This window comes from Microbacterium elymi (genome assembly GCF_021582895.2).
Lineage (GTDB): Bacteria > Actinomycetota > Actinomycetes > Actinomycetales > Microbacteriaceae > Microbacterium > Microbacterium humicola.
In genome coordinates this window covers 1,507,230-1,529,697 of sequence record NZ_CP091139.2, presented here as the reverse complement: position 1 = coordinate 1,529,697, position 22,468 = coordinate 1,507,230, and the positions used below count along the sequence as shown (strand labels likewise).

Below are 22,468 nucleotides of genomic sequence, written 5' to 3'. Positions count from 1 at the left end.
AGGTGCCGCTACCCGCGCGCGCGACGCCCCCGTCCACCGCCGACACGCTAACCTACGGCGTGCTGCTGGGCCTCGCGGGGGCCGCCGCCGCGCTGATCGGCTACCTGCTGCACGTGCAGCACGTCGGATGGGCGGCCGGTGCCGCGCTCCTGGTCATGCGGCCGGTGCAGGACGAACTGATCCGGCGCAAGCATCGGGCGCGCGGTGAGCGTCATGGTCGGCGCGTTCGCGGCCGCGGCGCTGGCCCTGCTCGGTCCGCAGACGTCGATCACAGCGGCCGCGGTCGGTCTCGCGCTGGCCGCGCTATCGGCCACGCAGGCGAGCCGCTGGTACGTCGCGCCCGGGTTCACCTCGTTCATCGCGCTCACGCTGATCCTGCAGGGGCCGGATCGGCAGCCGGTGGCGCGCTTCGTCGAGCGCGTGTTCGAGACCTGCCTCGGCGTCGGTCTGGCCCTGTTCTTCGGCGCGGTCATCCCCGCCGGCATCCGCCTCTGGCGGGCGCGTCGCCGCACGCTGAAGGACTGAACCGGCTGCGCGCCGCGGACAGAACTGGCGCCGGCCGGCCCGCGCCGGTCAGGAGTTGCCGGACACGGACTGGAGCTTGGCCAGCACCTGGTCGATCGTGAACGAGGCCGGCTTCTGCCGGGCCGGGAACTCCACCAGCGTCTTCAGCATCTGGGCGACGTAGGCCTGCGCCGGCACCAGCTGGAACACATGGTCGAGCATCCAGTCGAAGTACGTGTTCGACGTGCGATCGGCCCGCTCGAACGGGTCGGTGCGCAGATTGAAGATCTTCGGCGCGCGCAGCTCGATCCACGGATCGAGCCAGATCGCCAGGGTGCCCTCCGTGCGCTGCTCGAGGAACACGAACTTCCAGTTGTCGTAGCGCAAGCGCCGTCAGATCGCCTTCGTCGGACACGTAGAAGAAGTGCCGGCGCGGAGACTCGTCGACGGCCCCGGTGAGGTAGTCGAGCAGATTGTGACCGTCCAGATGCACCTTGTATTCGGTGCCGGCGAGTTCGGTGCCCTCCTTCAGTCGGTCGGCGACGTCGGTGTCGCCGGCGGCGGCGAGCAGCGTGACGAACCAGTCGTTGTGGCTCACGATGCCGTTGAGGACCGTGCCGGCGGGGATGTGCCCGGGCCAGCGGACCATGCACGGCACGCGGTACGCGCCCTCCCAGTTGGAGTTCTTCTCGCACCGGAACGGGGTCATGCCGCCGTCGGGCCAGCTGTTCATGTGCGGGCCGTTGTCGGTGGAGTACATCACGATCGTGTTCTCGGCGATGCCGAGGTCGTCGAGGGTCTGCAGCGGCTCGCCGACCAGGTCGTCGTGGTCGCACATGGTGTCGTGGTACTCGGACTGCCAGCGGCCCGCGCGCCCGCGGCTTTCGGCCTTGCCGTGCGTGCGGAAGTGCATGTGGGTCGAGTTGAACCAGAGGAAGAACGGCGTGTCGGACTCGGTCTGGCGCGTCATGAAGTCGACGGCGGCGTCGCGGAACTCCTCGTCCACCGTCTCCATCCGCTTCTTCGTCAGGGCGCCGGTGTCTTCGATCCGCTGGGTTCCGTCGCCGTTCGCCCAGGAGTGGATGACGCCCCGCGGGCCGAAGCGCTCCTTGAAGCCGGGGATGTCGTCATCCGTCGGGTAGTCACGCAGCTCGGGTTCCTCTTCGGCGTTGAGGTGGTAGAGGTTGCCGAAGAACTCGTCGAAGCCGTGCATCGTCGGCAGGAACTCGTCGCGGTCGCCGAGGTGGTTCTTGCCGAACTGCCCGGTGGCATATCCGACGTTCTTCAGCGCCGTGGCGATCGTCGGGTCTTCGGCACGGAGTCCGACGTTCGCGCCCGGCATCCCGACCTTCGTCATCCCGGTGCGGTACGGGTTCTGGCCGGTGATGAACGCGGCACGGCCCGCCGTGCAGCTCTGCTCGCCGTACGAATCGGTGAAGCGCACCCCCTCGTGGGCGAGGCGGTCGATGTTCGGGGTGCGATACCCCATCACCCCGTCGGAGTAGGCGCTCACGTTCGTGATGCCGATGTCGTCGCCCCAGATGATCAGGATGTTCGGCTGCTCGGCCATGGCCCCTCCTCGCTCGGTGCGGCCGCGATGACCGCTCACTCGGCAGAAGCCAACCACGATGGCCGTGCGCAGCAGGCATCCCTCACCCGTCGAGGGTGGTCGACCTCAGGCGTCCTGCACGAGCCGGAAGCCGATGTGCGACATCCCGGTGTCCTCCGCCTGCGGCGAGCGCGCCGCCGGCCGGAAGCGCAGGCAGTAGTCGGGGGAGCACAGGTGCGAACCGCCCTTGAGCACGCGCCGGGGGATGTCGGGGAAGCCCTCCTGCGCGCTCGCGGCGGCGAGCAGGTTCTGCCGCTTGCCGGCGTCGACCGGCTTGTCCGACAGGCGCAGGTGCCGGGGCGTGTAGAAATCCGTGGTCCACTCCCACACGTTTCCGGTCATGTCGTACAGCCCATAGCCGTTCGCCGGGTAGGAGCCCACCGGCGCCGCGTCCCCGACGCCCTGGTTGTCGTACGGGAACCGGCCGAGCCACGAGTTGGCCTGCGCCACACCGTCCGGATACGTCTCGTCGCCCCACGCGAAGCGCGCCCCGTCGAGGCCCCCGCGGGCGGCGTACTCGTGCTCGGCCTCGGTCGGCAGGCGCTTGCCGGCCCACTGCGCGTAGGCGGCGGCATCCTCGAACGCGACGTGCACGACGGGATGCCGCATCCGATCGTCGATCGACGACTCGGGTCCGAACGGCCGCCGCCAGTACGCGCCCGGCTGCCACCGCCACCAGTTGCGCCAGTTGCCGAGGTCGACCGGCCCGGACGTCGGGGTGAACACCATCGACCCGGGCACCAGGTCGGCGGGGTCGGCGCCGGCGAACGCGGCCGGGTCGAGGTCGCGCTCGGCGACCGTGACGTAGCCCGTCTCGTCCACGAAGCGGGCGTAGTCCTCGTTCGTCACCTCGTACCGGTCGATCCGGAACGGCGCCATCTCGCGCTCGTGGACCGGACGCTCGTCGGGGTAGAAGTCCGGGGACCCCATCCGGAACGTGCCGCCGGGCAGGAGCACCATCTCTGCTGTCACCCCACCACCGTAACCCGCACGGTGCGGGGTCAGTGCGGGTCCAGGCGCAGCGTGGTCGACTCGTCGATGGTGAGATCGTCGACCACCCGCAGTGTGCGGGCCAGGGCATCCACCGGCCCGGTGAGGGTGCCGAAGCGGGAGCGGTCCGGAGACACGGCGGTCAGCGTCACGAAGTGGGTGCCGGTGTCCCAGGTGTAGGTCGCGAACGGGGGCGTGTCCGGCGACTCCGGCATGGCCACGATCAGCCGCTCGCCGACGCCGAGGTGGGGATTGCGGAAGTCCTCGGTGTCGTCGTACTCGATCGGCATCATCGCGCGGGCGGTGCGCAGCTGCGGCGTCGCCTCCTGCAGCTGGGCCATCGTCACCAGCAGTTCCGGGTCGTCCTTCCACACCCAGGCGAGGATGCGCCCGTCGGCCTTGCGGATGAGGAACGGCGCGGCCTGGCTGAGCATCCACGCGAAGACGCCGCCGCCCGGACGACCCGGCGTCGCCCCGGCGGCACCGCCCGTCTGGGCCAGCAGCATCCGGATCGCCGCCTTGCGGTGGCGCCGGCCGCGCAGCCCCAGCGAGCCGGTCACGGGGACCCACCGATCGGCGGGCGCGTCGGCCTGTAGTCGGGGCATCTCCCCAGGGTATGCCCGGACTCTCCGCGGCGACAGGCACAGCAGCCGGACGGGCGCGCGCAGACCCTCCCCGCACTCCCAGGCAGGCGGGGACCCCTCGGGTACTGTGGATGCGGCGCCCCGCCCCATCTCGGGCGCCGCATCCACAGAGAGGGACTCACCCCACCGTGACTGGAGCCGCCGGCGCCGAGCCGCAGCATCCCGAACCGTCGGACGCGCCGCGCGCGCACGAGACGGAACAGCCCCGTCCCGACGCCCCCGCCGCGCGCCCGCTGACCGTCCTGATCGGCGCGGACACCTTCACTCCGCACGTGAACGGCGCCGCCCGTTTCGCCGAGCGCCTCGCTGCCGGGCTGGTGGACCGCGGCCACGACGTGCACGTGTCGGCCCCCAGCGCCGGGCACCGCAACCACGGCACGTTCGTCGAGCAGATCGAGGGACGCCCGGTCACCGTGCACCGACTGCCGTCGTGGCGCTGGACCCCGCACGACTGGCTCACGTTCGTGCTGCCGTGGCTGAGCAAGCACTACGCGCGCCGCATCCTCGACGAGATCAAGCCGGATGTGGTGCACATCCAGTCGCACATCGTGATCGGCCGGGGAATGGCCCGCGAGGCGCGCAAGCGCGGCATCCCGATCGTGGCGACCAACCACGTCATGGCCGAGAACATCCTCGACTTCACCACGCTGCCGCCGGTGCTGGACAAGGTGATGCTGAAGCTCGCATGGGACGACGCCGAGCGCACCCTGAAGATGGCCCGCGCCGTGACCACCCCGACCCGCAAGGCCGCCGACTTCCTCGAGTCCACGATCGATCTGCACGGCGTCATCCCGGTCTCGTGCGGCATCGACCGGTCGCACTACCGCCCGGATCTGACCCCGCGCGACGCGCACCGCATCCTGTTCGTGGGGCGGCTCACCTCCGAGAAGCAGATCGACGTGCCTGCGGGCGACCGCACAGCTGGATCCCGCGCTGGACGCGCAGGTGGATGTCGTGGGCAGCGGCGACCAGCGGCGCAACCTCGAGCAGCTCGCACATCAGCTGGGGCTCGATGCGCGCGTGACGTTCCATGGGCACACGTCCGACGACGAGCTGCGGGACCTGTACTCGCGGGCGAGTCTGTTCGCGATCGCCTCGGTGGCCGAGCTTGCAGTCGATCGCCACGATGGAGGCGATGGCCTCGGGCCTGCCGATCGTCGCCGCCGACGCGGTCGCGCTGCCGCATCTGGTGCACGACGGCGAGAACGGCTACCTCTTCCCGCCGGGCGACGTCGATGCGCTCGCCGACCGGCTGACCCGGGTGCTCACCGCGGCGCCCGAGGAGCGCCGCCGCATGCAGCAGGCGTCGCTGGACGGCGTGATCATCCACGACATCAACCGCACCCTCGACACGTTCGAGGCGCTGTACCGCGGCGAGCCGCTGCCCGAATAGGTCCGCCGTGCACGTCGTCTTCTTCTCCGACCAGCACCTGGACTCGCTCGGCGGTGCCCAGGTCTCGATGCGGCTGCAGAAGAGGTTCCTCGAGCGGGCCGGCCACACCGTGACCGTGATTGCGCCCCGCATGCACGGCGTGCATGCGGCCAGCCTCGCCGGGCGCGTGCACGACCCGGACTTCATCGACACGCCGTCGATGCCGATCACGCCAGATCGGGAGTACTCCCTGACCTGGCCGGGGCGACGCACCGATCGCTACATCGACCGGGCCCTGGAGCCCGCCCCGCCGTCGACCTGGTGCACATCCAGGCCGACTTCTGGGGCGCCCTGACCGGTCAGCGGTTCGCGGCCCGGCATCGCCTGCCGGTGGTGCACACCATGCACAACCGGATCGGGGTTGGGATCGCGGCGACCATGCCGTTCCCGTCGCTCGCTCGCGGGCGATGACCGGCTGGCAGCGGTGGGCCCTGGGCGCGCCGTCCGGGACCGTACGCGGGCACGACGGGTGGGGCTATCTGCGCGGGCTCGCCGCCCGCGCGGACGCGGTGACCGCGCCGTCGGCGCACTTCGCCCGTCGGCTCGAGGAGCACTCGGTGCTGCCGCGGCTGGGGCGCGGCATCCGTCCCGACGCCACGTCGCCCCACATCGACGTGATCTGGAACGGGATCGACGATCAGGTGCTCGACGACGCGCTTGCGCACCCGCTCCGAGCGGCGTTCCGGGCCGCCTCGGTTCATCTGGCTGGGCCGGATGAGCCCCGAGAAGCGGCTGCTGCCGTTCCTGGACGCGCTGTGCGACTCGGGGCTGCGCGCCGACGTGCAGGTGCTCGGCGGCGGCGCGCAGCGGCGTGCGGCCGAGCGGCTGATCGAACGGCGCGGGCCCGAGGCGTCCGTCGTGTTCGGCGGCCGGATGACGTACGTCGAGACGCTTCGGCGGATCGCCGAGGCGGATGCCGTCGTGCAGACCTCGATCGGCTTCGAGACCCAGGGTATGACCGTGTTCGAGGGGGCATCGCTGGGGACGCCGGCCATCATCAGCGACAGCGACATCGGCGCCGAGCTGGGATCGGGGTACTGGCAGGTGCCGGATGCCTCGACCGCCGGGCTCGCGCAGACCCTGACCCGTGCGGCCGCCGACATCGCCGACGGCTCCGGGCCGACGCCGAACCCGGTCGTGGCCGAGCGCTTCCGCCAGTCCTCGCGCACCGCCGCGATGCTCGAGGTGTACGGACGAGTCCTGCACTGACCGAGGCCCTTCGCTAGCGTGATCCTGTGCGCATCGATCTGAAGGGGCTGTTCTCCCGCAAGACGCTGGGCAAGGACATCACCGCCGGCATCGTGCTCGGGGTGGAGAGCGTGCCCGACGGGCTGGCCTCGGGGCTGCTGGCGGGCGTCAACCCGCTCGCCGGCCTGTACGGCTACCTGTTCGGGATGGTGGGCGCCGCCTTCGCCACCAGCAGCGCCTACATGGCGGTGCAGGCGACCGGCGCGATGTCGCTCGTGGTCGCCGATGCCGATCTGCAGAGCCGGGCCGATCCGGACGCCGCGCTGTACACGCTGGCGATGATGGCCGGGGTCATCATGATCATCGCCGGGGTGCTGCGCCTCGGACGCCTCATCAGCTTCGTGCCCACCGCCGTGATGACCGGCTTCATCACCGCGGTCGGCGTCAACATCGTGCTCGGCCAGCTCTCCAACCTCACCGGCTACGACGCGCGCGGCGCGAACCGCATCACGAAGACCATCGATCTGCTGCCACATCCCGCAGTGGCAGGTGTCGGCGGCGATCGTGGGGGCCATCACGATCCTGGCGATCGTCCTGTTCCTGCCCACCCGCATCGGCTCGACCGGGCTGGTCATCGCCGTGATCGTGGGGTCGGTCGCGGCCGTCCTGCTGAACCTGTGGGTGCCGCATCCTGTGCAGATGCTGCACGACATGGTGGACGTCCCCCGCGGGCTGCCCGCGCCGGTGCTCCCGTCCCTCGACGACATCCTGTTCCTGGCCGTCCCCGCACTCTCGCTCGCGTTCGTCGGGCTCGTGCAGGGCGCCGGCGTCTCGGCGGGCATCCCCACCGTCGACGGCCGGCCGGCGGACGCATCCCGCGACTTCATCGGCCAGGGCGTCGGCAACATCGTGGCGGGGGCGTTCCGAGGCATGCCGGTGGGCGGATCGATGTCGGCGTCCTCGCTGGTCGTGGCCGCGGGCGCCCGCACCCGGATGGCGCTGTTCGCCGCCGGCGCGACGATGGCCCTCGTCATCCTGCTCCTGTCCGGCCTGGTCGCCTACGTCGCGATGCCGGCCCTGGCCGGGCTCCTGATCGTGGTCGGCGTGACCTCGATCAAGCCGAGCCGCGTCTATTCGGTGATCAAGGCCGGGCCGCTGCAGACCTCCATAATGGCGGTCACGTTCGTGCTCACGCTGGTCATCCCGCTGCAGTTCGCCGTGCTGGTCGGGGTGGGGCTGGGCATCGTCCTGTTCGTGGCGCAAGCAGTCGAACCGGGTGCGTGTGCGGGCCGTGCAGATCGCCGAGGACGGCCGGATGCGCGAGACCGACCCGCCGGCCGAGATCCGCAGCGGGCAGGTCGTGATCCTCCAGCCGTACGGCAGTCTGTTCTTCGCCAGCGCTCCCACGGTCGAGAAGCACTGCCCACCGTGTCGGGCGACTCGTCGCACGCGGTCGTGATCGTGCGGCTGCGCGGCACCGACCAACTCGGGCTGGCGCTGATCGCGGTCCTGCGGCGATACGCGCACGAGCTGGCCGCCGTCGAGGCGCAAGCTGAAGGTGGTGGCCAGCGAACCGCGGGTGCTCGCCCAGATGCGGGCCGGCGGACTGACCGCGGACATCGGCGCCGACAACGTCTACCAGGGCGACGAGTGGGTGGGGGCGGCGCTGCGACGTGCATACGCGGATGCCCGCGCCCAGCTCGACCATTGAGTGCGCAGAACCGTTGAGCGCGGCAGGTGGCAGTGTTAAACTTGAGCGCAGAAGACTCAAGTTTGAGTCCCGCAGATTTCAAGGAGACCCATGAACGCACAACCGCAGCCCGGGCAGGAGGAGCAGCAGACCCCGCTCGAGCAGTTCGGCATCAACCTCACCGACCGCGCCCGGCAGGGCAAGCTCGACCCCGTCATCGGCCGTGACAGCGAGATCCGCCGCGTCAGCCAGGTGCTGACCCGCCGCACCAAGAACAACCCGGTGCTGATCGGCGAGCCCGGCGTCGGCAAGACCGCTGTGGTCGAGGGCCTCGCCCAGCGCATCGTCGCCGGCGACGTCGCCGAGTCGCTGAAGGGCAAGGAGCTGATCGCCCTCGACATCTCCGCGCTGGTGGCCGGCGCGATGTACCGCGGCCAATTCGAAGAGCGGCTGAAGAGCGTGCTCAAGGAGATCACCGAGTCCGAGGGACAGGTGATCACGTTCATCGACGAGCTGCACGTGCTGATGGGCGCCGGCGGCGGCGAAGGGTCGGTCGCGGCATCCAACATGCTCAAGCCCATGCTCGCGCGCGGCGAGCTGCGCCTGATCGGCGCGACCACGCTGAACGAGTACCGCGAGTTCATCGAGAAGGATGCCGCGCTGGAACGCCGCTTCCAGCAGGTCTACGTCGGCGAGCCGACGGTCGAAGACACCATCGCGATCCTCCGCGGGTTGAAGGAGCGCTACGAGGCCCACCACAAGGTCGCCATCGCCGACGGGGCGCTCGTGGCCGCGGCATCCCTGTCGCACCGGTACATCCCCGCCCGGGCAAGCCCGGACAAGGCGATCGACCTGATCGACGAGGCCGCCTCGCGGCTGCGCATGGAGATCGACTCGGCGCCGCTGGAGATCGACGAGCTGCGCCGTCACGTCGACCGGCTCAGGCTCGAGGAGCTCGCGCTGAAGAAGGAGAAGGATGCCGCCTCGCAGGAGCGGCTGCAGACGTTGCGCGACGACCTCAGCGGCGAAAAGGCGCGGCTGGGCGAGCTGCAGGCGCGCTGGGACCGGGAGCGGGCGACGCTGAACCGGGTCGGAGACCTGAAGACCCAGCTCGATGCCGCCCGCAGCGAGGCCGAGCGCGCCCAGCGCGAGGGCAACCTCGAGAAGGCGTCGCGGCTGCTGTACGCCGAGATCCCGGGCTCCGAGCGCCAGCTCGCCGACGCCGAGCGCGCGGAGGGCGGCGAGGACCGCATGGTCGGCGACCAGGTCACCGACGAGGACATCGCGTCCGTCATCGCGTCGTGGACCGGCATCCCGGTCGGGCGGCTCGTCGCAGGGCGAGACCGAGAAGCGCTGCACCTGGAGTCCGAGCTCGGCAAGCGGCTGATCGGACAGAAGCCGGCCGTGAAGGCGGTCGCGGATGCCGTGCGCCGGTCGCGCGCGGGCATCAGCGACCCGAACCGGCCGACCGGATCGTTCCTGTTCCTCGGACCCACCGGCGTCGGCAAGACCGAGCTGGCCAAGGCGCTGGCCGAGTTCCTGTTCGACGACGAGCACGCCATGGTGCGCATCGACATGTCCGAGTACGGCGAGAAGCACACCGTGTCGCGGCTGGTCGGCGCCCCGCCCGGATACATCGGCTACGAGCAGGGCGGACAGCTCACCGAGGCCGTGCGCCGCCGCCCGTACAGCGTCGTGCCTGCTGGACGAGGTCGAGAAGGCTCACCCCGAGGTGTTCGACGTGCTCCTGCAGGTGCTCGACGACGGTCGGCTGACCGACGGGCAGGGGCGCACGGTCGACTTCACGAACGTCATCCTCGTGCTCACCTCCAACCTCGGCTCGCCGATCCTGATCGACCCGATGCTGTCGGCCGACCAGAAGCGCGAGCAGGTGATGGCGCTGGTGCGCCAGGCGTTCAAGCCCGAGTTCCTCAACCGGCTCGATGACATCGTGATGTTCCAGTCGCTGAGCGAGGACGACCTCGCCCAGATCGTGGAGCTCGCCGTCGACCAGCTCGAGCGTCGGCTGCACGAGCGCCGGCTCACGCTGGCCGTGACGCCGGACGCCCGGGCCTGGCTCGCCGCCCGCGGCTACGACCCGGTGTTCGGGGCGCGGCCGCTGCGCCGCCTCATCCAGAGCGAGGTTCAGGATGGGCTCGCGATGGCGCTGCTGTCGGGCACCGTGCACGACGGCGACGTGGTGCGGGTGGATGTCGCGGCCGACGGCTCGTCGCTCGTGCTCACCAGTGACGGCCAGGCCGCGGCATCCGGCCCCGACGACGACGTGATCGAGGCCGAGCTGCTCGACTGAGCGGCCTGCGCCCGCCGATTCCGCGAAACCGGGGATTCTCCGCGAAACCGAGGCGCATGTCCCGGGTTTCGAGGGGAATCCCCGGTCTCGACGGTCGGGGCGCGTCCGGGGTCAGAGCAGGACGAGCGTCGCCAGCAGCAGGACCATTGCGACGCCGGTCAGGGTGACCCGCAGGGGGAGGATCGACTCCCAGCGCGCCTGCAGGGCGCGGGCGTCGGCGGGCACCTCTCCGGCGAGCGCGGCGGCGGTGAGCGTCGTGTTGATGGGCTTGGCGATGCCCGCATAGAAGAGCAGCCACACGATCACCAGGATGAAGCCCGCGGATGCGAGGATGCCGGCGAGCGTCGACTCCCAGAGGAACGCCGCCGCGGCGGTGGCGGCGGTGAGGATCGTGCCGGAGATCCCGATGGCCGGCATCCGGCGGTCGCCGTAGTAGTGGCCGCGACCGACCACCTGCACCATGGAGCGCTCGTCCAGCTCGGCGTAGACGGACCGCTGCACGAGGGCGCCGACGACATCCGTGCCGAAGATGACGGCGAGGCTCAGGATGGCGAGCGTCCCGGTGATGGCGATGACGATGGTCATGATTCCTCCAGTGTTAGCAGTGCTAAGGGTTAGTGCTGCTAACATAGCGTCATGGCCCGATCACCGCAAGACACCCAACGGATCCGCGAGCGCGAACTGCGGATCGTCCGGGCAGCGCGCGAGATCGCCGAGCAGGAGGGCTGGCCCGCAGTCACCGTGCGGCGCCTCGCCGACGCGATCGGCTTCAGCCAGCCGATCCTGTACCGGCATTTCCCCGGCGGACGGGACGAGATCGTCGAACACGTCGTGATCCAGGGCTACACCGAACTCGCCGCGGCGATGAGCGCGCCCGGCGAGGGGGCCGGGATGCTGTCGGCGCTCATTGCGGCCTACCTCGCGTTCGCGCGCGAGCATCCTGCCGTCTATGAGGTGATGACGTCGGCCCGCACGGGCATCGTGTTCGCCTCCGACGACACCCCGGAGGTCCTGCGCCAGGGTTTCGCGATGCTCGAGCGCGCGGTCGGCGGCCAGACGCCCCGCCAGCGCGCCGTGCGCGCCGAACTGCTCTGGAGCACCCTGCACGGCGTCAGCCGGTTCTCGGCCGACGGCCGCCTCGACCCCGCCCTCGACGACGCCCGCGCTCAGGCGATCTCGGGCCTGTTCGCGTCTCGCTGACGTCCCCACTCGGTGCCGCCCGCCCCCGCGACCGGGCGACTCCGCGACACCGCATCCGCCGACCGGGCGACTTCGCGTCACCGCATCCGCGAGACCGGGGATTCTCCGCGAAACCCAGGCGCATGCCCCCGGTTTCGCGGAGGATCCCCGGTCTCGGCGAATCGGGGCGGCCGCGAGTGTCGGCGCGCCCGGGGTGCCACCGGCGCGGGGCGCCACCGCGCGGGGGTCGGGTGCCGGCCCTTCGTCTCGCTGCGCTCGCTCAGGGACCTGAGACTGCGCTCGGGGCCCTTCGTCTCGCTTGCGCTCGCTCAGGGACCTGAGACTGCGCTCGGGGCCCTTCGTCTCGCTGCGCTCGCTCAGGGACCTGAGACTGCGCTCGGGGCACTTCGTCTCACTGCGCTCGCTCAGGGACCTGAGGTCGCCCAGTCGGCGGGGCCGGTCGACCCGGCGGGGTACTCCTCCAGCGGCACGTCGCCGCGCTCCCAGGCATCGCGGACCGGCTCGATGATCCGCCAGCACTCCTCGGCCGCGTCGCCGCGCACCGACAGGGCGACATCCCCGTCCAGGCAAGCCGAGAGCACCTCGGTGTAGGCCAGCATGGTGCTCTTGCCGATCTTCGTCGACAGCGACTCGCGGCGCAGCGCGAACGGATCGTCGCCGCCGTTGACGTTGAGGACCAGCTCGATCCGGTCCGGGCTGAGGCCGATGCGCAGCAGGCCGCCGTCGTCGGGCTGTCCGGTCAGTCCGTCCGGGATGTGGCGCACCGGCCGGAAGCGCACCACGATCTCAGCGGTCTTCTCGCCCAGCGCCTTGCCGCTTGCGCAGCGTGAACGGCACGCCGGCCCAGCGAGACGTGCGCACCTCGCACACGATCTCGGCGATCGTCTCGGTCTCCCGCGCCGGGTCGACGCCCTCCTCGTCGACGTACGACGGCAGCTGACGGCCGTCGATCGTGCCGGCGGTGTAGCGTGCGCGCCGCGAGTGGCGGACGGGATTGTCGTCCCAGATGTGCGTCGCGCGCAGCGCGGCGCTCTTCGCGTCGCGCAGGTCGATCTCGTCGAGGTCGACCGGCTCCTCCATCGCCAGCACGGCCAGCACCTGCAGCAGGTGGCTCTGGATCATGTCGACCATCGCCCCGGCCTTGTCGTAATACCGGGCTCGGCCCTCCAGGGCGAGCGACTCGTCGTAGCGCACGAGCACCGACTCGACGTGGTCGGCCGACCACACGGGCTCGATGAGGCGGTTCGCGAATCGGACGCCGAGGATGTTCAGCAGCGTCGACCGGCCGAGGAAGTGGTCGACCCGGAAGATGCTCTTCTCGGGCACCAGTGTGGTCAGAGTGGCGTTGAGCGCGCGGGCGCCGGCTTCGTCCCCGCCGAACGGCTTCTCCAGCGCGAGCACGGTGTCGTCGGGCAGTGTGAGCTTCTGCATCGCCTCGCAGGCCGCGACCGTCACCGCGGGCGGCACGGCGAAGTACATCACCAGCCGGCCCTCGGCCCGATCCAGAAGCTTCTTCAGGTCGTCGGCTTTGGTGATGTCAGCCTGCGTGTACGTCGTGTCGGCGACCCGATCGAGCATGTCCTCGGCATCCGCCGATGTGAAGGCGTCGCGGACAGCGTCCTTCCACCGGCGACTGCTCCAGGCATCCGATCCCGCCCCGTGCAGCACGATCTGGCGATCCGGTTCGCGCTCGAGCAGCTGGCCGAGAGCGGGCAGGAGCAGACGCGAAGTGAGATCGCCGGATGCTCCGAGGATGAGAAACGTCGTCGTCTTCGGCATATCGTTCACCATAATCCGATCCGTCGGCCGATGTCCTGGCGTCCGACATGCGGCGGTGCCAGACTCGGAAGCGATGTCCACGCCGATCGAGGAATACGCACTCCTGAGCAACTGCCGCACCGCGGCCCTGGTCTCACGCACGGGCAGCATCGACTGGCTCTGCCTGCCGCGGCTGGACTCGGGATCGGTCTTCGGCGCGCTGCTCGGCGACGAGGATCACGGATGCTGGAGCCTGCATCCGGCGGACGCGGCCGCCACCGCGAGCCGGCACTACGACGGCGACACGTTCGTCCTGATCACCCGGTGGGAGACGGCCAGCGGCATCGCCGAGGTGCATGACTTCATGCCGGTCGATCCGCATCGGCACGTCGACTCGGATCGGATCGACGTCGTGCGGCGCGTGGTCGGCATCACCGGTCTGGTCGAGTTCGACAACGCAGTGCGCATGCGGTTCGACTATGCCCGCGCCATGCCCTGGGTGCGTCAGACCGGCACCGACGAGTCGCCCGAGCTGGTGGCGATGGCGGGGCCGGATGCCGTGGTTCTGCGCGGCGGGCTGCTCAAGGCGGCCGATCATGTCCACCGCGGAAAGGTCGCGGTCGCGACCGGTCAGAGCGTCGATCTGAGCCTGACGTGGTTCCCCTCGCAACTGCGCACTCCGCCGCGCCTGGACGTCGACGAGGAGGTGGCGCGCACTCGCGACTGGTGGCAGCGGTGGGCCGACCGGATCGAACACGACGGGGCGCACAAGGACATGGTGGTGCGGTCGCTGCTCATCCTGCGCGCCCTGACCAACCATGAGACCGGGGGGATCGCCGCGGCGGCCACGACATCCCTGCCGGAGGACTTCGGCGGCGAGCGCAACTGGGACTACCGGTTCGTGTGGCTGCGCGATGCCGCCCTGACCCTGGAGGCGCTGCTGGACCACGGCTTCGTCGCCCTGGCCGGGCACTGGCGCGAGTGGCTGGTGCGGGCGGTCGCCGGCGATCCGGCCGATCTGCAGATCATGTACGGGCTGGCGGGGGAGCGCGACCTGTACGAACGCGAGATCCGGACCCTTCCTGGGTACGCCGGTTCATCGCCGGTGCGGATCGGGAATGGGGCCGCGCTGCAGTACCAGGCCGACGTGGTCGGCGAGGTGCTGGTGACGCTGTCGGCGGCCCGCGACGGCGGACTGCCCGACTCGGAGTTCTCCTGGCCGCTGGCCAAGAAGCTCGTGGGCTATGCGGCCCGCCAGATCGACCGGCCCGACAACGGGCTGTGGGAGATCCGGGGCGAGCTGCAGATGTTCACCCACTCGCGGGTGATGGTGTGGGCCGCCTTCGATCGCGCAGTGCGGGCCGTGGAGAAGCACGGGCTGAACGGAGCGGTGGACTCGTGGCGCGCGCTGCGCGACCGGATGAAGGACGAGGTCGACACGCAGGGCGTCACCGACGGTTGCTTCACCCAGTACTACGGCACCACCGAGGTCGACGCATCCCTGCTCCTGCTGCCGCAGGTGGGGTTCTGCGCGCCCGACGATCCGCGAATGCTCGCCACGGTCACCCGGATCGAGAACGACCTGATGCAGAATGGGATGCTGCGCCGCTACCGCACGACCACCGGCGTGGATGGGCTGTCCGGCGAGGAGTCGCCGTTCCTCGCCTGCTCTTTCTGGCTGGTGGAGCAGTACGCCGCCACCGATCGAGTCGACGATGCGCGCGCGCTGATGGACAAGCTGTGCGCGCTGGCCAACGATGTCGGGATGCTGTCGGAGGAGTACGACCCGAAGGCCGGGCGCCAGGTGGGGAACACCCCGCAGGCGTTCTCGCACCTGGCGCTGGTGCGCGCCGCCGACGCGCTGGCGCGCGCCCGCCACAAGCCCCGGTAGTCTGACCCGGATATGGCGCACGAGTCCCCGCGGGTGCTGGCCGAGCTAGTGTCGTCAGAGCGTGGCACAGCGGGATGTCAAGCCCCCGGCGTCGCGGTCGGGTGTGTGCCTAGCGTGTCGTCATGACGAATCTGAACGCGAACGCTGGTCGAGGAGTTCTCGTGAAGCGAGCGCTGCGGAAGCTGGAATCCGCACGGGCGCTCGACCGGCTCACGCTGCCGCTCAGCGGCGTCGTGAACCGGCTGATCCCGACGGGGAAGGCGCGCGACCTGCTGCACGGCGTTCCCCTCGGACATCCCCTCCACCCGCTGCTCGTCCAGCTTCCGCTCGGGGCCTGGCTGTCTGCCGCGGCGCTGGACCGAATGCCGGGCGCGGGACGATCCGCCACCGCGCTGGTCGGCCTCGGCACGGCCGCGGCCGTGCCGGCCGCCGCCACGGGGATCCTGGACTGGGCGAAGGGCCACGAATCGCAGATGAGGGTGGGTGTCGTCCATTGGGCGGCCAACACCGTCGCGGTCGGATGTTTCGCGGCATCCTTCGTCGCGCGAGTGCGCGGACGCGCCTCGACCGGACGGCGGTTGACCCTGGCCGGCCTGGGGCGGCAAGCCGTCGGCGGCTACCTCGGCGGCCACCTGGCATATCGGCTGGCGCTCGGCGCGAACCACGTGGAAGGCGTCCCGCACGTGCTGCCGGAGGGATGGCACGACGTCGGCGCACTGGACGAGCTGTCGGATCGGGCCATGACCCGGCGCGTCGTCGACACGGTCCCCGTCCTCCTGTACCGGGATGGCGACCGGGTCCAGGCGCTCACCGACCGGTGCTCGCACCTGTCCGGACCGCTGCACGAGGGCGCGCTGATCGAGGAGGGCCGGCGCGGCATGTGCGTCGTGTGCCCGTGGCACGGCAGCACCTTCGCCCTGGCGGACGGGTCGGTCGTGCACGGGCCGGCCACCAGCCCGCAGGCTGAGACTTCGCACGAGGATCAGCGGAGGTCAGGTCGAGATCTCACTCGCTGACTGACGCTCGGCCCCTTCGACCAACGCCGCCAGCGGAATGAGCTGCGTGCGCAGGTACTCGGCGTAGCCGCCATCGGTGCGGCCGTACTGCCGGCCGCTCGTGCGCACCCAGGAGCCGTCCGATGCCACGATCATCGCGCCCCGCATCCGCAGCTGTTCGATGAGTCGCACATCCTCGTGCAACGGGATCGGCGGGAATCCACCCGCGTCCGCCAGAGCGCTTGCGCGAGTGCCGAGGTTCGCGCCGTGCACGTGGCCATTCGCCACGCCCGGCACGTGGGTCGCCCACCAGGCGTCCGTCTGCTCCGGGGACAGATCACAGAAGTCCGGCCGGACCGTCCCGATCGCGACATCCGCCCCCGCCTCAGCGAGCGCCAGCTGATGGGAGAGCCAGTGCGCGGGGACCACGGAGTCGGCATCGGTGTGCGCGATCCACAGCCGCGCGGGCGGGACGTGCGGGAACGAGCGCAGGACGGATCGCACACCAGCATCCCGCGCGACGCCGACCGAGTGGGCGTCCACCGTCATCGTGATCACGGGAAAGCGTGCGGCGATCCGTGCCGAGTCGTCTGCGCAAGCGTCGAGGACCACATGCACGGAGGTGACCGCGCGCACCGCCCGCGCCGCGGTGACCAGCGATGCCAGGCAGTCCGCCAGCAGGTCCTGCTCGTCGTGAACCGGAACGACGACGGCGATGACCTCGACGGCGTTGTCGACGGTATGGCCGCATCGCCTTCTCACGGCCCCACCCCGGTCCTGGCCGCGACCGACTGCAGGCGATCCGGGCGCGCGAAGACCTCGAGGATGAAATCCTCTTCGCGGTGCCGCACAGACGGCGACAGGTTCGCCTGCGCCCGGATCGCGTCGTGGACCGCGTCTCCCGACTGCGGGGCGCCGGGGATCGGATGCCGCCAGTGGCAGGCCACGAGCTCACCATCCGCGTCGAGCGATCCGTCGATGCGCGACAGGACGGCGTCCAGATCGGATGCCGACCAGTAGTACGCGACCTCGGACAGCACGACGAGATCGAAACAGCCACCGGGCCAGTCCGCGAGCAGATCCACCTGCTGCCACCGCACGTGCGAGACGCCTGCGAGTCGATCGCGTGCGCGCACAAGCGCGTGTGCGGAGGCGTCCACCGCCACGACGTCCTCGGCGCGGTCGGCGAGGATCTGCGTGAACGCACCTGTTCCGCAGCCGAGCTCCAGTACGTGCCCGTACCGCGGCCGGGGCAGGCAGGCGGCGATCACGTCCCGCTTGCGCCGCTCGTACCAGCGGGAATCGACGCCCCAGGGATCGGATCGACGCGCGTACCGCTCCTCGAACCACGCGGCGTCGAACGTCGGGACGGGCTCGGGCTGGATGAACACCTCGAACCCGCGCTCGAAGTGCCGCAGCATCTCGCCGTGGATGATCGCCTCGTCGCCGGGCCGGTCCGACAGCGGCTCGATCTGGCTCACGTGGCGCCGCATCGCCCGTGCCTTGGCCGCCGCCGCGGCCTCGTCGAGTCGCAGCGCGCACCAGCCGTCGGTGTCCGTCGATGCCGGATCCCCCCAGTGCCAGAGCCAGATCGGATAGCCGATGATCTGGGCGCCGGCAGGGCGCAGCCGGCGGGCGATCTCGCCGAGCACGCGATGGTCGCGGTGCCCATCGCCCCACCAGGGCACGGCGACGACCGTCACGGTGCCTTCTGTGTTCGACAGCAGGTTCTGCGCGTGTCGCCGCACGGCGGGAGCCGCCTCCCGGAGCCCGCCGTCGGGGAACGCGGGAAGGTCGATCGCCGCCTGCGGCGCGAGGTCGGCCACGGCGTCCAGCACCTCCTGCCGGCGTTCGCGGCGCATGTCGTGCGGCCGGGACGAGTCGGGATGGGACGACTCGCCGTCGGTCATCACGACGACCGTGACGGGGATGCCGCGGGCGGCCGCCATGGCGATGAGACCGCCCGCACCCAGAGTCTCGTCGTCGGGGTGGGCGGCCAGGACGATGAGCCTTTCCATGTCCAGTGCCATTTCCGGCGCGGTACGCCAGGGTGCGGCATCCTCCCACGCATCCTCTGACGTCCCCGGTTCTCGATGGTCGAAGCTGACGGTCATCACGTCACGCCCGATCGCCCCAGCCGTGCGAGATCCCGTTCGGCGTGATGCTGGCGCAGGTAGATGCGCAGATCGGCGACGCGCCGTGCGTGGTCTTCGTTCGTGGTCAGCGGGCCGGGACCCAGCCCGTGGTCGGCGAGCGTCAGCACGCGCTCGGCGGCCCGCGCAGCGACGGCGCGCACCCGTTCGGCCAGCGCACGCGCATCGGACGTCGGTGGCGCGTCGACCCGCCGAGCCGCGTCCGCGAGGACGACTTTCGCCGCCCACTGCTCGGCATCCGCCTCGCCGCACAGCAGCTGTGCGATCTGGTCGGCGTCCGGGCGTTCGGCCGCTTCCGTCAGGGCGTCGACGATCGGACTGGTGCCGCCCCACCAGACGGCGGCGACGCCCATCCCACCCCAGCGGAAGCCCGGGCGATTCAGGTACCAGTCCGTCTCACCCACGGGGATCGCCGGGGTGCCGTCGAAGTCGACGGCCGCGCTCACTATCGCGCGCAGACCGCGGGCCACCCACGGCCCGCTGTGCGGGCGCACCGAGGGGTCCCGCAGCGACACGGCGAACAGCCGGCGCGCCTGCGGACCGACCCAGGCGGTGATCAGGGCATGGCTCAGCTGTGCAGCGAGCGAGCACCACGGCTTGGTGCCCCTCAGCCGCCAATGCCCTGCCGCATCCTGATGTGCGTCCACCCGCGCGGCGCCCTCGGCGGCGAACACGCCCCAGGATGAGCGCCCATCCGTGTCGAGGTCATGCTCGTCGTCCGAGGCCAGGGCGCCCGCCGTGCGTGCCTCGTCGAGGATGGCGAGCGCATCCAGATGCGGTTCGAGTATTCGCGCCGCACCGACATCCAGCGCTCCAGCGGTCGCCAGTGCGCTCCACCGGTCGGCCGTCCGCCCCTGTCCGGGAAGCGGGATGCGGCTGGAGAGCCGCACCGCCCACTCGATCGTGGCCTCCACCTGCGTGCCGAGCTCGCCCACGTCCGCGGCGGCGCGCTCGACGTCGCGCGCCGCCGCGGACGGCGTGTCGGCGAGGGTGAGTGCGGTGCCGCCGTGGCCGGCGGCCGGGCTCATCTGACCGCCGGTGAGCGGTTCTCGGCGCTGACCATCCACGACAGCTTGCTCGAGACTGGACAGGATGTCGTGCAGGATGTCCGCGGTCGTCGGGTCCTCTTCGTCCACCGCATCGTGCACGTCGCGCACCGTGCCGACCGTCACGTCCAGCCGCTCGGTGATCAGGTCCACCGTCGTTGTCGTGTCGATCTCTCCCTGCGGATATTCCGGAAGGCTCGTGGTCGCCGCGACGGTGTCGCTGCGGCCGTCCGGGAGGGCGTGCAGCGCGCGCATGCGCTCGGCGATGACATCGCTGAATCGGCGAGCAGCCGCGACCACCTCGTCGAGCTGGAGGTGTGTGTCACGGAAGTTCGTGCCGACCACGTTCCAATGCGCCTGCTTGCCCTGCAGCGATAGTTCGATGAGGTCGATGAGGACGGTCTGAAGGTGATTCTTCAGTTCGGCGGAGGCGCGGAATCCCTTCTCCGCGTTTTGCTCGGCCGTCCGCTTGGCACCCGAGCCGCCGCGAGCTGCGCGACGGCGATTCTTGGCCGGTGACTTCTCTGACATGTCGTTCCTCCTTGCAGGATGTCTTCTCAGGGGGCGGCCGGACCTACGCGCGGTTGCGGCCGCTGATCAGTCGGAAGAGGAAGGCGATCAGAGCAATCACGCCGACAATGATGGCGACCCACAGCAACCAGCTGAGCGCTGAGTTCAGCCCGCCGAAGATGGCGAGGATGATAGCGATGACGATGATGATGACGAGTGCGATGTTCACGGGGGAGTTCCTTCCGGTCATGAACGGGTCGCCGGCAGACGGGACGTCTGAGCCGACCGATGTGTGATGACCGTGGCATGCCGTCGCGAAGCCCGTCGCGGGGGTTGACTCTCCGTTGCGCACGGTGATAGGAAGCCGAGGGCTGGGACGACGTGTGGATCGCCCGTGAGCCGCTCGCGCACATCCAGGCGGTCGCGTGAGCACACCCGGTGTTCGACGTCAACCCTCTTCCCCGCTCCCCGCGGCCGCCTGCAATGGAGACGAACGACGTAGACGACTGCGCGTGGGACATATGAAGGAGAGCGTGATGGGCATCGACGACAAGATCAAGAATGAGGCCGAAGACGTGAAGGGCAAAGGCAAGGAGGCCGCGGGCAAGATGACCGACGACGAGCGCCTGGAGGCAGAGGGAAAGGTCGATCAGGCCAAGGCCGGAGTCAAGAAGGCGGTCGAGGATGTGAAGGACGGACTCGACTGACGCGGGTCGACGGGCGGTCGGGATCCTCGGATCCCGGCCGCTTCATTGCGATGTCCGCTATCCGGCCGCGTCGTCGGCGGCGACATCCACCATCTGCGGGGCAGTGTCGGGGATGTCGATCGCTCCGGTGTCGATGTGCTCGGAGACGAGCAGGATGCCGCCAGACGTGTTCGCCGAGTTCGCGAGCTCGTCGATCCAGTGACGGCTGAGCGGAGGCGGCTCGGGCTCATCGAACACGAACCGAAGCGGGATGGACGGGTGCAACCAGATCGTGCCTGCGGCCCCGTGCTTGATCGTCGGGATGCTGCCACGACACCGTGAAGCTCTCGCCCCGTCGCAGCTTCGTGGCGATCACGACCTTCAGATGTGCGAGCGCCCGATCCTCGATGTGTATGGGCGTCGCTGACCCGCCGTAATAGATTGTCCCCACGATGGGAGCTTAGACCTCGGCGGGCGAGATCGATCCGCTCAGCCGCATACTGGTCAACGAGGACTGCGGGGAGGCCACCATGGGCAAGTTCATCTACGAAGGATCGGTGCGCGTCGAGATCGAGGACCGTGCGCTTGCGCACCTGCAGGTCGTGATCAGCAACAAACTGCGGCGCGGTGAGGCATTCCAGTTCACCTGGAGGGACGATGCGAGTGTCGGAGACGGTCGGACCAGCGTCTGGATGCACGCGCACGCGTCGCTGGTGTTCAAGTACTACGGGAGTCGTACGCCAGCGGTGAACCCGGCGTGGCTGGACGCACTCGCCTACACGGCGAACTCGACGTCGGGCCTGCACCTTGTGTCGGAGCCGGCTCACAACGGGGCCGACGAGACCGCCGAAGTGGTGCCGTAGCTCATTCTTCGTCCGTTGGCGCGTCCTTCGTCTCGATTGGGTAATCCGGCCGTTCCGGTTGCGCCGGTTCGCCCGATCCCTCGCCGCCCTCACGCCCTCCATATGGCCGTCCGTGGTCAGCGTATTCGTCCCGCATGTAGACGAACGTCCAGTCGCCGAGGGTGAAACGTGCGCCGGTGCGCAGCACCTCGCCGTCTTGGCCCCTCGCCGTGTCCATCGGCCGGAGTCGCGCGTTCGTCTCGCCGGACTCGTGCGGGATGAAGACATACTCATCGGCTTCGTCGTGGAACACCTCAGCGGCGGTCGCGCCGATGCCGTCGAGGCGGATGTCCGCATCCGCACCGGATCCGATGCGCGTGACGTCGTCCTTGAGCCGCACTTCACTCCGGCTGTCCTCGCGCGTCACGATGAGGCGTGGAGCGCCGGCGCCCCAGGCAGCGTGCGTGGTGGTCTCGCCCGATGCGGGGCGCGTCGATCGCTGGTCATTCATACCGCCAGCATCCGGGTGCCGCTCGATGCCGGCAAGGGCCTTGACGACGAGGGACGGGTCTGTCACTCCGGGACGTCTGGGCCGCTCCGGTCGGGCGCGAAGCCGAGCGCCACCTCCGCTTGTCCGATGACACCCACCAGATCATCGTTCTCGATCACCGGGACCAGCCGGATCCGGTGCTGGCACATCGTTTCCACGACGTCCCAGACCTCGTCGTCCGCCGACACCGCCACCGGTCTGCCATCTGCCAGCGAGCCTGCCGGTGCGTTCCGGGGGTCCCCGCCCCGGGCGAGGCATTTCACCACGATGTCCCGGTCTGTGGCCATGCCCTGCAGCATCCCATCATCGCCGCAGATGGGCACAGATCCGACGTCCAGTTCCGCCATCAACCGCGCCGCGTCGGCGAGGGTGTCGTTCTCATTGACGTGCTGCGGCGACGGCATCATGATGTCACGTGCCACTGTCATGCTCTCCTCCTGGCCCGGGCCTGATCTCTGCCAGTCTCGAA

General features: G+C 70.2%; 19 protein-coding genes and 6 pseudogenes. 11 read left to right on the top strand and 14 right to left on the bottom strand.

Translation table 11 applies throughout. The annotated features are described in order from the left end of the window. Positions 1-47 precede the first annotated feature (47 nt). Complete coding sequence (locus L2X98_RS08245) at positions 48-215, bottom strand: hypothetical protein (protein ID WP_259612934.1); 168 nt, start codon at positions 213-215, stop codon at positions 48-50. Between L2X98_RS08245 and L2X98_RS08240 the strand changes: the two genes are divergently transcribed. Further along, positions 214-525, top strand: coding sequence for an FUSC family protein (locus tag L2X98_RS08240; RefSeq protein WP_259613254.1), 312 nt, complete (start codon positions 214-216; stop codon positions 523-525). The two genes, L2X98_RS08245 and L2X98_RS08240, sit on opposite strands and share 2 nt — an antisense overlap. Here the strand turns inward: L2X98_RS08240 and L2X98_RS08235 are convergent. The 3 genes from L2X98_RS08235 to L2X98_RS08225 all read right to left on the bottom strand — a co-directional run bounded on the left by L2X98_RS08235 (position 470) and on the right by L2X98_RS08225 (position 3,708). Next, positions 470-2,074, bottom strand: a complete 1,605-nt coding sequence (locus tag L2X98_RS08235) for an arylsulfatase (protein ID WP_259612933.1) — start codon at positions 2,072-2,074, stop codon at positions 470-472. The genes L2X98_RS08240 and L2X98_RS08235 overlap by 56 nt on opposite strands. Before the next feature lie 105 nt (positions 2,075-2,179). Beyond that, a complete protein-coding gene (locus L2X98_RS08230; protein WP_259613253.1) occupies positions 2,180-3,073 on the bottom strand; it encodes a formylglycine-generating enzyme family protein in 894 nt (297 codons plus the stop codon). Positions 3,074-3,114: 41 nt separating this feature from the next. After that, a complete protein-coding gene (locus L2X98_RS08225; RefSeq protein ID WP_259612932.1) occupies positions 3,115-3,708 on the bottom strand; it encodes a hypothetical protein in 594 nt (197 codons plus the stop codon). Positions 3,709-3,992: 284 nt separating this feature from the next. Between L2X98_RS08225 and L2X98_RS08220 the strand changes: the two are divergent. From L2X98_RS08220 to L2X98_RS08195, 5 genes and pseudogenes are all read left to right on the top strand, one after another. After that, a pseudogene (locus L2X98_RS08220) lies at positions 3,993-5,140 on the top strand (glycosyltransferase). Between the two features lie 7 nt (positions 5,141-5,147). After that, on the top strand, positions 5,148-5,474 hold the full coding sequence (locus tag L2X98_RS08215; protein WP_259612931.1) for a glycosyltransferase family protein: 327 nt from the start codon (positions 5,148-5,150) through the stop codon (positions 5,472-5,474). Between the two features lie 419 nt (positions 5,475-5,893). Further along, entirely contained in the window at positions 5,894-6,388 is a 495-nt protein-coding gene (locus L2X98_RS08210; protein ID WP_259612930.1) for a glycosyltransferase, read from the top strand. A gap of 26 nt (positions 6,389-6,414) precedes the next feature. Further along, a pseudogene (locus L2X98_RS08200) lies at positions 6,415-8,095 on the top strand (SulP family inorganic anion transporter). Positions 8,096-8,168: 73 nt separating this feature from the next. Further along, positions 8,169-10,368 (top strand): annotated as a pseudogene (locus L2X98_RS08195) (ATP-dependent Clp protease ATP-binding subunit). A 111-nt stretch (positions 10,369-10,479) separates the two neighbouring features. Here the strand turns inward: L2X98_RS08195 and L2X98_RS08185 are convergent. Then, positions 10,480-10,953 (bottom strand): DUF1772 domain-containing protein, encoded by a 474-nt coding sequence (locus tag L2X98_RS08185; RefSeq protein WP_259612927.1) that lies wholly within the window; start codon positions 10,951-10,953, stop codon positions 10,480-10,482. 51 nt (positions 10,954-11,004) lie between these two features. Here L2X98_RS08185 and L2X98_RS08180 point away from each other — a divergent pair, with 51 nt between their 5' ends. Then, on the top strand, positions 11,005-11,568 hold the full coding sequence (locus L2X98_RS08180) for a TetR/AcrR family transcriptional regulator (RefSeq protein ID WP_259612926.1): 564 nt from the start codon (positions 11,005-11,007) through the stop codon (positions 11,566-11,568). 404 nt (positions 11,569-11,972) lie between these two features. Here the strand turns inward: L2X98_RS08180 and L2X98_RS08175 are convergent. Continuing rightward, positions 11,973-13,347: pseudogene (locus L2X98_RS08175) on the bottom strand (glucose-6-phosphate dehydrogenase). Positions 13,348-13,420: 73 nt separating this feature from the next. On the opposite strand from L2X98_RS08175, the gene L2X98_RS08170 reads away from it, so the two are divergent. Together L2X98_RS08170 and L2X98_RS08165 are read left to right on the top strand one after the other, a co-directional pair. Continuing rightward, positions 13,421-15,217, top strand: coding sequence for a glycoside hydrolase family 15 protein (locus L2X98_RS08170; protein ID WP_259612925.1), 1,797 nt, complete (start codon positions 13,421-13,423; stop codon positions 15,215-15,217). A gap of 122 nt (positions 15,218-15,339) precedes the next feature. Next, on the top strand, positions 15,340-16,233 hold the full coding sequence (locus L2X98_RS08165) for a Rieske (2Fe-2S) protein (RefSeq protein WP_259612924.1): 894 nt from the start codon (positions 15,340-15,342) through the stop codon (positions 16,231-16,233). On the opposite strand, the gene L2X98_RS08160 is transcribed toward L2X98_RS08165, so the two are convergent. From L2X98_RS08160 to L2X98_RS08140, 5 genes and pseudogenes are all read right to left on the bottom strand, one after another. Beyond that, positions 16,210-16,974: a glycosyltransferase gene (locus tag L2X98_RS08160; RefSeq protein ID WP_259612923.1), complete on the bottom strand. Its 765-nt coding sequence runs from the start codon at positions 16,972-16,974 to the stop codon at positions 16,210-16,212. The two genes, L2X98_RS08165 and L2X98_RS08160, sit on opposite strands and share 24 nt — an antisense overlap. Next, complete coding sequence (locus L2X98_RS08155) at positions 16,971-18,326, bottom strand: PIG-L family deacetylase (protein ID WP_259612922.1); 1,356 nt, start codon at positions 18,324-18,326, stop codon at positions 16,971-16,973. Before L2X98_RS08155 ends, L2X98_RS08160 begins: the two co-directional genes overlap by 4 nt. Continuing rightward, positions 18,326-19,393, bottom strand: coding sequence for an acyl-CoA dehydrogenase family protein (locus tag L2X98_RS08150; protein ID WP_259612921.1), 1,068 nt, complete (start codon positions 19,391-19,393; stop codon positions 18,326-18,328). Before L2X98_RS08150 ends, L2X98_RS08155 begins: the two co-directional genes overlap by 1 nt. Continuing rightward, positions 19,390-19,942, bottom strand: a pseudogene (locus tag L2X98_RS08145) (Dps family protein). The gene L2X98_RS08150 and the pseudogene L2X98_RS08145 overlap by 4 nt, the downstream one beginning before the upstream one ends. A gap of 43 nt (positions 19,943-19,985) precedes the next feature. Then, the gene (locus tag L2X98_RS08140; protein ID WP_259612920.1) at positions 19,986-20,150 is read right to left on the bottom strand and encodes a hypothetical protein; all 165 of its coding nucleotides are present in this window, start codon (positions 20,148-20,150) and stop codon (positions 19,986-19,988) included. A gap of 307 nt (positions 20,151-20,457) precedes the next feature. Between L2X98_RS08140 and L2X98_RS08135 the strand changes: the two genes are divergently transcribed. Then, on the top strand, positions 20,458-20,628 hold the full coding sequence (locus L2X98_RS08135; RefSeq protein ID WP_259612919.1) for a CsbD family protein: 171 nt from the start codon (positions 20,458-20,460) through the stop codon (positions 20,626-20,628). A gap of 57 nt (positions 20,629-20,685) precedes the next feature. Here L2X98_RS08135 and L2X98_RS08130 read toward each other — a convergent pair. Continuing rightward, positions 20,686-21,058 (bottom strand): annotated as a pseudogene (locus L2X98_RS08130) (DUF7882 family protein). Positions 21,059-21,137: 79 nt separating this feature from the next. Between L2X98_RS08130 and L2X98_RS08125 the strand changes: the two are divergent. Further along, the gene (locus L2X98_RS08125; RefSeq protein ID WP_259612918.1) at positions 21,138-21,470 is read left to right on the top strand and encodes a DUF7882 family protein; all 333 of its coding nucleotides are present in this window, start codon (positions 21,138-21,140) and stop codon (positions 21,468-21,470) included. Between the two features lies 1 nt (position 21,471). Here L2X98_RS08125 and L2X98_RS08120 read toward each other — a convergent pair whose 3' ends face one another. Together L2X98_RS08120 and L2X98_RS08115 are read right to left on the bottom strand one after the other, a co-directional pair. Beyond that, positions 21,472-21,960, bottom strand: a complete 489-nt coding sequence (locus L2X98_RS08120) for an FHA domain-containing protein (RefSeq protein WP_259612917.1) — start codon at positions 21,958-21,960, stop codon at positions 21,472-21,474. 62 nt (positions 21,961-22,022) lie between these two features. Continuing rightward, entirely contained in the window at positions 22,023-22,427 is a 405-nt protein-coding gene (locus tag L2X98_RS08115; protein WP_259612916.1) for a CBS domain-containing protein, read from the bottom strand. Positions 22,428-22,468 lie beyond the last annotated feature (41 nt).

Coding starts and splice junctions, on each gene's coding strand:
- L2X98_RS08135 (WP_259612919.1), top strand. CDS start 20,458: ATGGGCATCGACGACAAGATCAAGAATGAGGCCGAAGACGTGAAGGGC.
- L2X98_RS08240 (WP_259613254.1), top strand. CDS start 214: ATGGTCGGCGCGTTCGCGGCCGCGGCGCTGGCCCTGCTCGGTCCGCAG.
- L2X98_RS08170 (WP_259612925.1), top strand. CDS start 13,421: ATGTCCACGCCGATCGAGGAATACGCACTCCTGAGCAACTGCCGCACC.
- L2X98_RS08150 (WP_259612921.1), bottom strand. CDS start 19,393: ATGAGCCCGGCCGCCGGCCACGGCGGCACCGCACTCACCCTCGCCGAC.
- L2X98_RS08185 (WP_259612927.1), bottom strand. CDS start 10,953: ATGACCATCGTCATCGCCATCACCGGGACGCTCGCCATCCTGAGCCTC.
- L2X98_RS08125 (WP_259612918.1), top strand. CDS start 21,138: ATGGGCAAGTTCATCTACGAAGGATCGGTGCGCGTCGAGATCGAGGAC.
- L2X98_RS08120 (WP_259612917.1), bottom strand. CDS start 21,960: ATGAATGACCAGCGATCGACGCGCCCCGCATCGGGCGAGACCACCACG.
- L2X98_RS08165 (WP_259612924.1), top strand. CDS start 15,340: ATGACGAATCTGAACGCGAACGCTGGTCGAGGAGTTCTCGTGAAGCGA.
- L2X98_RS08115 (WP_259612916.1), bottom strand. CDS start 22,427: ATGACAGTGGCACGTGACATCATGATGCCGTCGCCGCAGCACGTCAAT.
- L2X98_RS08225 (WP_259612932.1), bottom strand. CDS start 3,708: ATGCCCCGACTACAGGCCGACGCGCCCGCCGATCGGTGGGTCCCCGTG.
- L2X98_RS08235 (WP_259612933.1), bottom strand. CDS start 2,074: ATGGCCGAGCAGCCGAACATCCTGATCATCTGGGGCGACGACATCGGC.
- L2X98_RS08210 (WP_259612930.1), top strand. CDS start 5,894: ATGAGCCCCGAGAAGCGGCTGCTGCCGTTCCTGGACGCGCTGTGCGAC.
- L2X98_RS08245 (WP_259612934.1), bottom strand. CDS start 215: ATGACGCTCACCGCGCGCCCGATGCTTGCGCCGGATCAGTTCGTCCTG.
- L2X98_RS08155 (WP_259612922.1), bottom strand. CDS start 18,326: ATGACCGTCAGCTTCGACCATCGAGAACCGGGGACGTCAGAGGATGCG.
- L2X98_RS08180 (WP_259612926.1), top strand. CDS start 11,005: ATGGCCCGATCACCGCAAGACACCCAACGGATCCGCGAGCGCGAACTG.
- L2X98_RS08230 (WP_259613253.1), bottom strand. CDS start 3,073: ATGGTGCTCCTGCCCGGCGGCACGTTCCGGATGGGGTCCCCGGACTTC.